Here is a 12,763-nt window from a genome sequence, read left to right as displayed (position 1 = left end):
GTGATACCCGCGTCGAGGCGCCGCGCTTGGCTCTCAGTCGTCGCTCTCGTGCTCTGCGATCTTTCCGCTGGGAGCGCCGCCCTCGATCAGCTCCGGCGACACGGCGGCGACCATCACGGCTTCTTCCACGCCGGGCGTGGTGTGAGCGTCGAACTCCTGCGTCACGCTCTGTCCGCTCTTCGGATTCCTCACCGTGACCTGGACGACGGTCTTGGCCTGGACGACCTCCAGGCGTTCGGCCTTCCACTCCACGTCCGAGTCCGCGAGGCGCGTCCAATCCGACATCAAGCCCAGGGACTTGCCGGGCGCGCTGGGCTCCCGCGCGAGCCAGGTCGCCGCTTCCAGGACCTGCGCGGTGGTGGGCTCCGCGCTGCCGTCGAGCACGACGGTCACCGTGCGGCCATCGGAAGGTCGGCGCACGCTCATCACGACGTCCGTGGCGGGGGACATCGCCACCGCGCGCTCGGCCTTCCACCGCAAGGTTTCTCCGTCGATGGACAGGGGCGTCCAGTCCACGAGCACACCGGGCCGATCCGAGGCTTCCGCCTTCTTGCGAGGCGGCTGCGACGCGCGCGCCTCACGCAGACGGCGCTCCAGATCCAAGGCGTCCGCGGCCGCCTCCACGCACGGCGCGCAGATGCGCACCACCGGCAGCCCACCGGCGTCGTCCCCACCACCTTCCACCAAATCCGCTCGCGGAACGTGTGCTTCCCCGCAGAACGAGCACTGCGTCGATTCCTCGCTCACGCGGCGTGTCTTACGCCGACGTTGATTCCGACACAAGCCGGGCGGAACGGGTGGTTCCGCGGCGGACCGACAATCATTCCATCATGTCGAGCATCTCGCGGGGGAAGACCTCGGAAGCGACGCGGAGCTTCACGAACTCCTCGAACGTTTCCTTGAGCTCTTGGGCGAGAGCGACGATCTCCGGCTTGTCGCCGCGGGCGAGGAGCTCACGCTCCAACGTGCGGCACAAGTAGCGGACGCAGATGTTCGGGCGATCGTCCACGCTGAGGGAACAACCCGTGGGGCCGCGGAACACGCAGCCGGCGAGATCCGAGTGCGGCGGTGAGAGCTTGCCAGCGGTGGTGCCGGCCAGCTTGAGGGCGGCGAGCTCGTCGTTGGTGAAGAGGTTCTCACTGTTGCCGCCGCAACAGTGTCCACCGTCCCAGTGACCGAAAGGCTCCGGGTAGCCGACGGCGCAGGACGAGCACGAGCGCACGCCGGCGAGGGCGGCGGACAGCTCGCGCCGCAGGCGGCGAAGCTTCAGCGCCAGGGCGACGAGGCCACGCCCGGTTTCCGCGGCGCCGGGCTGCTCCGCGAGGCGCGAGCGGATGCTGCGGAGCTCGTCGGCGCGCCGCCGGGGGTGGCGCGCGCGATCGACGAGATGACGGACGCTGATCAGCACGGGGAAACCGTACGCCTTCGACGGCGCCGAACCAAGAGCAGGGCGGACAGCGCGGCCATGAGAAGTGCACGATGGCCGTCGGAGCGCGGCGCAGTGCGACAGCCGCAGCCGCCGTCGTCCTTCTTCTGCGAGCCGGCGCTACCGCCGCTGGCGGTGCCCGCGCTGCCCGCAGCTCCGCCGCTGCCTCCGGTGGCGGAGCCGGCGCTGCCGCCGCTGGCGCTGCCCGCGCTCCCGCCGCTGCCGCCGGTGGACGGCTGGTCGAGGAGATCGAAGAGCTGATCCCGCGCAGATGCTACGGCGGCGGGCGTTTGATCGCACTCGTAGGCGTGGGGGAAGAGCGTCTGAGCGATGGCCTTCGCCTGTGCGGCGTCCTTTTGGGCAGCCAGCGTCAGGTACTCGTAGTCCTCCATGCCCTCGCGGATCATCTTCATGCGAATGGACTCCACGGGAACGTCCGTGGTGCCACCGATGACGCTGGGCTTGCCGGGATAGAAGAGCGTGCCGTCACCGTGGCCCGAGAAGGCGCACTGGCCGTTGGCGTCCCACGCGGTGGTGAGCTGATACGTGGTCTCGAAGTAGAGCTCGCCGGTCAGGTCGAGCTCGAAGGCGATCCAGGGGAAGGCGCGGTTCTGGACTGCGCTGGAGTCGATCACGCGATTGGGCCAGCCGGTGAAGTAGCTGCTGGTGGTCGCCTCCCCGCAGCTGCCGCACCCGTGGGACATGCACGATTGATAGGCCCAGAGCTCCCGACCGTTCTTGCCCGCGAGCCAGCTGTCGTACTTGGAGCGCTGGTTTCCCTCGTAGCCGCTGCCCTGTCCGGGCTTGTCCTCCAGGTAGTTGATGACGGGGCAGAAGATGTCGACGTCGTCCGTGGCGGAGTGGCCGTCCGCCTCCTGGATCGCGGAGGTGATGATGATGCGGGCGCTTGCGTCGACGGCGTGCAGCGCTTGCGCTTGTGCGATGAAGTTCGACCACTGACCGGCGTTCGAGCCCGGTTCGTCCACCGGGTAGTAGAACAGGCGATCGAAGAAGCCCTGCGCCTTGGCGTAGCTGATCCAGCTCGAGAGCGTGGATCCGCTGCCATCTAGGCGGATGGCCGTGAGCTGCGCGCCTGCGAACAGCGTATCTCCCGTGCCCGCCACGTAGGGCATCACGTGGGTCTCGTACGGAGCCGCGCTGGCGCCGAGGGGCGGCTGGAAATCGCTGTCGCTGATGGTGAAGCGATGATCGAGACCGGAGCGGAGGTAGCGCGACCTGAGCGTGTTGGCCTTTTCTTCGTTCCAGCTCGTGTCACAGGAGTCCTGACCGGTGTGCGCCAGGCACGGCGCGCTCCAGCCCATGCCGAAGGCGGACTTCAGCGTGGCGGTGCTGGGCAGCGAGAACGTGCCGACGTGCAGCGAGATGGGAATGGTCTGCTGCGTGGTTCCGGCAACCTGGATGGCGAGCTCTCCCGCGTAGTCCCCGGGAGCGGCGTCGGCCTTCACGCGCACGTCGACCCACACCACGCGGCTTTCGTTCGCGGGGACGTCGAAGGGAAACGCAGTGCGCTTCTCTCCGGCATAGGTGTCCACGTCGGGGATCAGCGGATCCGGCCAGCGCCCGCTGGCACCTTCGCTGTTCGAAGGCGTCCCCACGTCGTAGTAGCCCTCGCGATAGAGCGTGATGTCTGCCACCGGGATGGGTTTCTGGATCACGACGCTGACCCCACTCGCGGCGCCGGAGAGCACGATCTGGAACGGCTCGACTTCGTTCTGGGCGGCCCGTAGGTGTGCGGAGGTTTCGCCGGCGGGGGCATCGGTGGGGCGCACCTTCTGATTCGGACCGACGACGCCGGCCGTGACGGCCAGCGCGGCGTTGGAGCTCGAGAGAAGGGCAATCGCCAGCAATGTTCCCCGCATTCCAGAAAGCATATCAGGCGAAGCACTTCGCCACAGCGGTGCAGCTTGCCCCGGTGCACATCTGCCATTCCGTTGCATTTCTGCGGAGGAGCTCATTGGCAGCGTTCTTGCTGAGTGCGCTCTGCTCTCGTTTGGTTTGCCATGAGTCCGGACGTTCGGGACATCCTGCTGGTCGACGACAACCCCGCGAACCTCACCGCCATCGAGGTGGGGCTGGGCGACTTGGGCCGACGCGTGGTTCGGGCGGCGAGCGGAGAGGATGCGCTCCGACGACTACTGGAGCTGGACTTCTCCCTCATTCTTCTCGACGTCCAGATGCCCACACTGGACGGATTCCAAACGGCTCGTCTGATCCGGCAGCGGCCACGATCGCGAGGCACGCCCATCATCTTCATGACGGCGTTCGACTGCGATGACAAGGAGGTCTTACGCGCCTACGAGCTCGGCGCCGTGGACTTCTTGTTCAAGCCCGTCGTCCCGGAGATCCTACGCTCGAAGGCTTCTGTCTTCGTGAACCTCCAGATTCAAGCGGAGCTCATCCGCGAAAGCGTCCAAAAGGACCATGAACGACAACTCGCTGCGGAGCGCGCTCGGTGGGAGGAGGAGTCGCTTCGGCAGCGGATCGACGACGCGAGGCGTGTTGCCGAAGAAACTGCGCGGCGTGCACGAGAGCTGTCGGCAACCGTCAACGAGCTCGAGGACGCAAAGCTTCAGCTGACCCGGGTGAACGAAGAGTTGGCGACTGCGGATCGCCGAAAAGACGAGTTCTTGGCGGTGCTCGCCCACGAGCTGCGCAATCCGCTCGCTCCACTCTTGACGCACCTGGAGCTACTGGGAATGCGGGCAACGGAGTCCGCAGACGTGGGGCTGCAGCGCACCGTCGAAACGATGGATCGCCAGGTTGGACACCTGAACCGCGTCGTCGACGACCTGCTGGACGTGTCCCGCATCACGACGGGCGACATTCAACTCGTCTGGGAGCGGGTAGATCTCTCCGACGTCATCCAACAGGCGTGCAATATCGCTCGCCCTCTGCTTGCGACTCACCAGCATCAGCTCGTGGTTTCGCTGACGGAATGCCCGATGTTCGTGAAGGGAGACTCCGTGCGACTCACGCAGATTGTCGCCAATCTGCTCAACAACGCAGCGAGATACTCGGACCCGAAAGGGCGCATCTCGCTCACGCTCCGCCAAGAGGCGGACGAGGCGGCAATCCGCGTGGAAGACCGGGGGCGAGGGATCGCAGCGAATGCTCAGGAACGCATCTTCGAGATGTTCACGCAAGAGCGCAGGGGTGGGGGTGGTTTGGGTGTGGGCCTCGCGCTCGCACGGCGACTCGTCAGCCTGCACCAAGGGACGATTTCCGTCGCCAGCGAGGGGTTGGGCAAGGGCAGTGTGTTCAAGGTTCTTCTCCCAGCGTTGAAAGACGATGCGCCGAGCCCGCAGCGTCCTGCTGCTTGTGGAGCGGAAGCTGCTCTCGCGCCACTGCACATCGTGCTCGTGGAGGACGACGTCGACATCCGACAGGCAATGCTCACTCTTCTCCAGCGCTGGGGCCATCACGTGGAGGTGGCGGACACCGGCCCGCGTGGGCTCGACCTGATACTGAAAGCGGTACCGGACGTCGCCGTGATCGACCTGGGGCTGCCGGAGCTCGACGGATGTGAGGTGGCACAGCGAGTCCGCGACGTGCTGCCCAAGGAGCGTGTGTGCTTGATGGCCATGACTGGATTTGGCCGCAAAGAAGATCGCCACCGTGCGCTGGCCGCGGGCTTCGACGTGCATCTGGTGAAGCCAGCCAGCGCGCGCTCGATCGCGAAAGCCTTGGCCGACGTTCCGCGCCACTGACCCGACTGTCTGGAGGTATTCATGACACAGGCCATCACTGCGCAGCATCTCGACCTGGACCACAAGATGCTCCTTGGTGCGCTACGTGCATTTCAGCGAGGGGATTTCGCGGTGCGGTTGCCGGACGAGCTGATCGGCATCGATGGGGAGATATGCAGCGCCTTCAACGACCTCGCTCAGACGGCGGAGTCGCTATGCACGGACGTGACTGAGCTCCGCCGAAGTGTTGGTCAGGAGGGACGCACGCAGCACCGGATCAAGTCGCTCGATGTCCGCGGGGGCTGGGCGACCTACGTGTTGGCCGTCAACGCGCTGCTCGACGACCTCACCGCGCATAGCAACGAGGTCGTAAACGTGGTCGCTGCCGTCGCCCGGGGTGATCTGACGCAGTTTGTCGACGTGGATGGCGGAGAAGACATCCTCCAAGGGGACTTCCTGCGCTCCGCGCGTTCCGTGAACGCGATGGTCCGCCAGCTCGCTGTCTTTGGTTCTGAAGTGACGCGCGTCGCCCGTGAAGTCGGCATCGAAGGAAAGCTGGGGGCCCAAGCTCAGGTGGAAGGCGTTTCTGGCACTTGGAAGGAGCTGACCGACAACGTCAATCTGATGGCCAAGAACCTCACGGCGCAGGTTCGTGAAATCGCGCGGGTTACCACTGCGGTCGCCCAAGGCGATCTCAGCAAGACCATCAACATCGAAGTTCAGGGTGAGATCCAGGAACTGAAGCGGACCATCAACACCATGGTGGGTCAGCTCAGCGCGTTTGCCGACGAGGTCACGCGCGTGGCGCGCGAGGTGGGCACGGACGGGATCCTGGGCGGGCAAGCCCAGGTTCGCGGCGTTTCCGGGGTGTGGCGCGAGCTCACCGAAAACGTGAACTCCATGGCCAACAACCTGACCTTCCAGGTGCGAAACATCGCGGAGGTGGCCAGTGCCATCGCCGCGGGTGACCTTTCCAAGAAGATTACGGTGAAGGTCGAGGGAGAAATCTCGGAGCTGAAGAACACCATCAACACCATGGTGGATCAGCTCGGATCCTTCGCCGACGAGGTCACGCGCGTGGCGCGGGAGGTGGGCACGGACGGGATCTTGGGCGGGCAAGCCCAGGTTCGCGGCGTTTCCGGGGTATGGCGCGAGCTCACCGAGAACGTGAACTCAATGGCCAACAATCTCACGGACCAGGTGCGTAACGTGGCGGAAGTGGTCACTGCCATCGCCGAGGGTGACCTTAGCCACAAGATCACCGTCGACGCGCGCGGCGAAATGCTCACGCTCAAGAGCACCATCAACTCCACGGTCGACAAGCTCAACAGCTTCTCTTCGGAGGTGACCCGAGTCGCCCGCTTGGTCGGCACGGAGGGCACTCTCGGAGTTCAAGCCGACGTCCGAGACGTTTCGGGGATCTGGAAGGAGCTCACCGACAACGTCAACACCATGGGCCAAAACCTCACGGACCAAGTCCGTGACATCGCGGAGGTCACGACCGCAGTCGCAAACGGCGACCTCTCACGGAAGATCACGGTGGAGGTTCGTGGAGAGATCCTGACGCTGAAGAACACCATCAACAACATGGTGGACGCGCTCAGCTCCTTCGCGGACGAGGTCAACCGCCTAGCCCGCGACGTGGGTACGGAAGGCGTCCTCGGCGGACAGGCCGTCGTCGGTGACGTTTCTGGGATCTGGAAAGAGCTCACCGACAACGTCAACTCGATGGCGCGCAACTTGACGAACCAGGTGCGCAACATCGCCGGCGTTGCCCGTGCCGTGGCGGGAGGAGACCTCTCGAAGAAGATCACTGTTGACGTGCGGGGCGAAGTCCTCGACCTGAAGAACACCATCAACGCGATGGTGGACCAGCTGAATGCCTTCGGCGCAGAGGTCGCTCGCGTCGCTCGCGAGGTCGGCGTGGAAGGAAAGCTCGGCGGACAAGCGCGGGTCGAAGGGGTTCAGGGTACTTGGAAGGAGCTCACGGACAATGTGAACCTGATGGCCAAGAACCTGACGAATCAGGTCCGCGACATCGCAACGGTGACCACAGCCGTTGCCCGGGGCGACCTCACGCGACAGATCGCAGTGGATGCCAGCGGCGAGATCCTGGAGCTGAAGAACACCATCAACACCATGGTGGACCAGCTTGGTGCCTTCGCGGACGAGGTCACGCGTCTGGCCAGCGAGGTGGGGATCGAAGGCAAGCTCGGCAGCCAAGCAGATGTTCGTGGCGTGTCGGGCACGTGGAGGGATCTGACGGATGCCGTCAACTCCATGGCCAACAACCTTACCGATCAGGTCCGCAACATCTCGCAGGTGGCCACGGCCATCGCTCAAGGGGATCTGGAGAAGAAGATCGTGGTGGATGCTCGAGGAGAGATCCTCGAGCTGAAGAACACCATCAACACCATGGTTGACCAGCTGAGCTCCTTCGCAGAGCAGGTCACGCGGGTCGCTCGCGAAGTGGGAACCGAAGGCAAGCTGGGCGGCCAAGCGTCCGTGGAAGGTGTTCGGGGAATTTGGAAAGAGCTCACCGACAACGTCAACCTGATGGCAAGCAACCTCACCAATCAGGTGCGCGACATCTCACAGGTATCGACGGCGATCGCTCGGGGAGATTTGGGGCGCAAGATCACGGTGCAAGTGCGGGGCGAGATTCTCGACCTGAAGAACACCATCAACACCACGGTGGATCAGCTCAGCTCCTTCGCGGACGAAGTGACCCGAGTGGCACGGGACGTGGGCGTCGAAGGCAAGTTGGGCGGTCAAGCCGAGGTACGTGGGGTGTCGGGTATTTGGAAGGAGCTCACCGACAACGTCAACTTGATGGCGAAGAACCTGACGAATCAGGTTCGTGACATCGCGACGGTGACCACCGCCGTGGCCAATGGCGATCTTTCCAGGAAGATCACTGTCGAGGTTCGTGGCGAGATCCTGGAGCTCAAGAACACCATCAACACCATGGTGGATCAACTCAGTTCCTTCGCCGCGGAGGTAACCCGCGTCGCCCGCGAAGTTGGGACAGAAGGGATACTCGCTGGGCAGGCGGAGGTGCGCGGTGTTTCCGGCACCTGGCGGGAGCTCACGGACAACGTCAACCTGATGGCTAGAAACCTCACCGAGCAAGTCCGCGGGATCGCGCGCGTTGTGACGGCCGTCGCCAACGGCGATTTGAAGCAGAAGCTCACGCTCGGAGCCAAGGGCGAGATCGCGACGCTTGTCGAGACGATCAACAACATGATCGTGACGCTCTCCACCTTCGCGGACCAGGTGACGAGCGTCGCGCGAGATGTCGGGATCGAGGGCCGCCTTGGCGGGCAAGCAGACGTACCGGGCGCGGCGGGGATGTGGAGCGATCTGACCAACAACGTGAACGAGCTCGCCGGAAACCTGACGCGACAGGTACGCGCCATTGGAGACGTGGCGACGGCCGTGACCAAGGGAGATCTCAGCAGATCCATCACGGTAGAGGCGCGAGGCGAGGTCGCTCTTCTGAAGGACAACATCAATCAGATGATTCGAACTCTCGCCGAGACGACTCGAGTCAACATGGAGCAGGATTGGCTGAAGACCAACCTCACCCGTTTCACCAGAATGCTCCAAGGTCAGCGCGACCTTCTGACCGTGGCCAACCATGTGCTTTCCGAGCTTGCCCCGGTGGTGGACGCTCAGCACGGTGCCTTGTACATGGTGGAGCGCAGGGAGACCGAGACCAAGCTCCGGCTGTTCGCTTCCTACGCCAACGCGAAGCGCAAGGCATCGGCGTCGGAAATCGAGCTCGGAGAAGGGCTTTTGGGACAGGCAACGCTGGAGAAGAGCCGCATCCTCGTGACGGATGTTCCCAGCGACTACATGAAACTGGGTTCCGCCTTGGGCAGTGCGGCACCGAAGAACGTCGTCGTCGTGCCCATCCTGTTCGAAGGGGAGGCCAAGGGCGTGATCGAGCTCGCTTCTTTTCGGCCGTTCACCGACATCCAGCTCGACTTTCTGGACCAACTCTTGGAGAGCCTCGGCATCGTCGTAGCAACCATCGAGGCCACCATGCGCACGGACGAGCTCTTGAGACAGTCGCAGGGCCTCGCCGAGGAGCTGCAAACACAGCAAGACGAGCTGCAACAGACGAATGAAGAGCTCGAGGAGAAGGCCCGGCAGCTGACTCAGCAGAAGAACGAAGTCGAACGCAAGAACCGCGAGGTCGAGCTGGCCAAGCAAGAGCTCGAGGAAAAGGCGGAGCAGTTGGCGGTGACCTCCCGCTACAAGTCTCAGTTTCTCGCCAACATGTCTCACGAGCTGCGCACGCCCCTGAACAGCTTGCTGATCCTTTCGCGCCAGCTCGCGTACAACACCGACGGGAACCTGGACACCAGGCAAGTCGAATATGCCGAGACCATTCACCAGTCGGGAGCCGACCTGCTGACCCTAATCAACGAGATCCTGGACCTGGCGAAGGTCGAATCGGGGACCATTGCCCTCGAGCCGACGGACGTCGAGCTCGGCGATCTGGCGAACTACGTGGAGCGCTCCTTCCGGCAGATCGCGAGCGAACGTCGTTTGGCGTTCGACATCCGCGTGGACGATGCGCTGCCCAGAAGCATTCAGACCGACGACATGCGGCTAAAGCAGATCTTGCGCAATTTGTTGTCCAATGCCTTCAAGTTCACCTCCGAAGGCGAGGTGAGCCTGCGGGTGCGCGCCGAGAGCAATGGCGCAGCCCCCTGTGTGGCGTTCTCGGTGAGCGATTCGGGAGTAGGCATCCCCCGAGACAAGCAGAAGCTCGTGTTCGAGGCCTTTCAACAGGCCGACGGTAGCACCAGCCGAAAGTACGGTGGGACGGGACTGGGCTTGGCGATCAGTCGGGAGATTGCCACTCTTCTGGGAGGGGAGCTTCGGCTCACTAGCGAACCCGGCTTGGGGAGCACGTTCACACTGCTGCTTCCGCGGGGCGGTGGTAGCCCCCTCGGTCCGGAGTCAGGCACGCCGACTGCCAGCGCCGTGCCCGATGTCCGCGAGTCCATTGTGCCCGGAGATCGCATCTTGCTGTTGGCGACAGACGATTCGGCACTGGCACACCTGGCATTCGAACGCGGCGGCACGTTCGGCTTTCGTGGCGTCGTAGCCACGACCGGCGCGGAAGCTCTGGAACTTTCGCGCAGTCTCCGGCCCCACGCGATTCTACTGGATCTGTCCGTTCCGGACATGAACGGGTGGGTGGTGCTCGATCAGCTGAGCCACGATCCAGCAACTCGCCACATCGCCGTCCACGTCGTCACCGAAGAGCAGTTCCACAGGCGGGCGCTGGCCGCCGGCGCCCGCGATGTGGTCCCCAGACCTCCGAGCCAGGCGGACATGGATCTCTCGCTGCGCGAGCTGGGTGCGTTTCTCGCTCGCTCGGAGCGGCGCCTCCTGCTCGTCGACCCGGATGCTGCGCGGCGCGAAGCGCTCGCCGACTTTTTGGCTTCGAACGACGTAGCGATCGAGCAAGCCGCTTGCATGGGCGATGACGTCGACCTCGATTGGGCGGATTGCGTCGTCGCCGCGACCCTCGATGCGCTCGACGAGACAGACTCGGCTCGCCTTCCCGTCGTGTTGTGGCCCAAGGAGGCGCCTGACCTGAGCGCCTCAGCTCGCGAGCGACCCGTCGTTGCGAGGTGTCGCGAGCAAGTGCTGGAGGCAGTGTCTCGGTTCTTGCACCTGTCCATCGGGGACCTGAGCGTCGAACAGCGGAAGGCGCTGGAAATCTGCGTCAGGAGAGACCCGACGATATCCGGCAAGCGGGTGCTGATCGTCGACGACGACGTGCGCAACCTGTTCGCCATCGCGGCCGTGCTCGAGCAGCACGACGTCCTCGTTTCCCACGCGGAGAACGGCCGGGACGCGCTTCAGCGGTTGGCGGAAGGGCCCTGCATGGATGCGGTGTTGATGGACGTGATGATGCCGGAGATGGACGGCTACGAAGCAACCCGAAGGATCCGCGCTCAGCCTCAGTACGACGGTCTGCCAGTGATCGCGTTGACCGCCAAGGCAATGAAAGGTGACCGAGAGAAGTGTCTGGACTCCGGCGCGTCGGACTACATCACCAAACCGGTCGAGCCGGAACAGCTCCTGTCACTGCTCCGCGTCTGGTGCACGGACGAAGCTGACTCAAGACTTCGAGACGGAACATAGGGCCAGCGCGCCAGCCGCAGACGACGTTCGGGCTCGCCCGAGAACGATCTGGTGGAGCTCACGGGCCAGCATGGCAAAGTGGATCGGCTTGGCGAGCGCGGAAAAGAAACCCAAGGCCCGGTGTCGGGTCATCACACCATCGTTGCTTCGCGAGCTCAAGGCGACGACGCAGACCTTCGGATCGATGCCATGCAACTCCGCCAACGTCGTCTTCCACCCGACCACGTTAAGATCCAGGAAGACGGCGTCGAATAGCTCGCCATCTTCCGCGCTCCGCCGATAGCTCAGAACGGCTTCCTCACCCGTCTCGACCGCCTGCACACAGTGCCCCATTTCCTGCAAGCAGCCCTCCAGCACGCCTCGGTCCGACGAACTCGCGCCCACCAACAGCAGACGTACTGCACGCTTTGCGTACGTTCCCGAGACGCCAACCGTGGGCGACGAAACCTGCGAATCACAAACGCTTTTGATCTCGTTCAGCAGCGGCCGGACGCTCGGATGGACCGCGCCGCTTTCGAGAGCGAGCGCCGCGTTCGAGCGAATACGCGCGAAGGATTCGGATCGACGTGCGTTGGCCTCCGCGCGCAGCACGAGCACCACGCCGACACGGCGCTGTTCTTCCGCCAGCACTGCCGCCACGTTCTGCCCGACCGGCACCTCACGGCCGTTCCGGTCTACCAACACGAGTTCTGGATTGGACCCGTCCGACGATATGGGCACTGGCGCTCGCGTCCGCCGATCCAAGAGCCGAACCACGCGACTCAAGGGCTGCCGCAGTGCCTCGGATTCCGACCAACCCGTCAACCTCTCCGCAGCGGGGTTGAGAAGCGTGATGCGCCAATCCCCGTCCGCAGCGACAACCGCATCGCCGATGCTGCGAAGGATGGCAACTTGGCGCTGCCGGTCGGCGTAGATTCGACGCTCGAGAGCCAGCTCCTCGCGCAGTTGGGACTCTCTCCAGTAGCGGCGTTCTTGCTCCAAGCGCAGCTCGTGGTGTCGTCGCTCCACTTCACGCAACTCTTCCGCATGTCGAGAGATCTGAAGGGTCTTGTCGAACAAGTCGATGAATACCCGCACCTTCGCCAGAAGCACTTCGGGGATTATCGGCTTGAACAAGAAGTCGACTGCCCCGAGCGCATACGCGCGCATCACTTGGCTCTCTACTGGGTCGTGCGCGGTCAAAAAGATAATCGGGGTGGACTCGCTCCGGGGGCTGCTGCGAATCAACCGAGCGGTCTCCAGTCCATCTATCCCTGGCAGGTGTAGGTCCAGCAAGATGAGTGCAAATTCGCGGTCCATCAACAACCGCAACGCTTCCTCGCCCGAGGCGGCCGTGGTCAAGCGGACGCGTCGCTCGGCAAGGAGCGCGTCGAGCGCGCGCAAGTTCGCCGGATGATCGTCTACGGCCAGGACTGAAATTTCGGCGTACGGATCCATGTCGCTGCCTCGCGGTGACGAC

At 64.0% G+C, this 12,763-nt stretch carries 6 protein-coding genes; 2 read left to right on the top strand and 4 right to left on the bottom strand.

Going from position 1 to position 12,763, the window contains the following annotated elements:
* Window positions 1-33: 33 nt before the first annotated feature.
* The 3 genes from H6717_41480 to H6717_41470 all read right to left on the bottom strand — a co-directional run bounded on the left by H6717_41480 (window position 34) and on the right by H6717_41470 (window position 3,306).
* On the bottom strand, window positions 34-747 hold the full coding sequence (locus H6717_41480) for a hypothetical protein (protein MCB9583579.1): 714 nt from the start codon (window positions 745-747) through the stop codon (window positions 34-36).
* A gap of 73 nt (window positions 748-820) precedes the next feature.
* Window positions 821-1,408 (bottom strand): hypothetical protein, encoded by a 588-nt coding sequence (locus H6717_41475; protein MCB9583578.1) that lies wholly within the window; start codon window positions 1,406-1,408, stop codon window positions 821-823.
* Window positions 1,402-3,306, bottom strand: coding sequence for a DUF4091 domain-containing protein (locus H6717_41470; GenBank protein MCB9583577.1), 1,905 nt, complete (start codon window positions 3,304-3,306; stop codon window positions 1,402-1,404). Before H6717_41470 ends, H6717_41475 begins: the two co-directional genes overlap by 7 nt.
* Before the next feature lie 141 nt (window positions 3,307-3,447).
* Between H6717_41470 and H6717_41465 the strand changes: the two genes are divergently transcribed.
* Both H6717_41465 and H6717_41460 read left to right on the top strand, forming a co-directional pair.
* Window positions 3,448-5,154, top strand: a complete 1,707-nt coding sequence (locus tag H6717_41465; GenBank protein ID MCB9583576.1) for a response regulator — start codon at window positions 3,448-3,450, stop codon at window positions 5,152-5,154.
* Window positions 5,155-5,175: 21 nt separating this feature from the next.
* On the top strand, window positions 5,176-11,304 hold the full coding sequence (locus H6717_41460) for a HAMP domain-containing protein (protein ID MCB9583575.1): 6,129 nt from the start codon (window positions 5,176-5,178) through the stop codon (window positions 11,302-11,304).
* On the opposite strand, the gene H6717_41455 is transcribed toward H6717_41460, so the two are convergent.
* Window positions 11,281-12,741, bottom strand: a complete 1,461-nt coding sequence (locus H6717_41455) for a response regulator (GenBank protein MCB9583574.1) — start codon at window positions 12,739-12,741, stop codon at window positions 11,281-11,283. The genes H6717_41460 and H6717_41455 overlap by 24 nt on opposite strands.
* Between the last annotated feature and the right edge of the window lie 22 nt (window positions 12,742-12,763).

The organism is Polyangiaceae bacterium (genome assembly GCA_020633235.1).
In the GTDB taxonomy this organism is placed as follows: Bacteria; Myxococcota_A; Polyangia; order Polyangiales; family Polyangiaceae; genus JACKEA01.
This window is presented reverse-complemented; position numbering and strand designations above follow the sequence as displayed.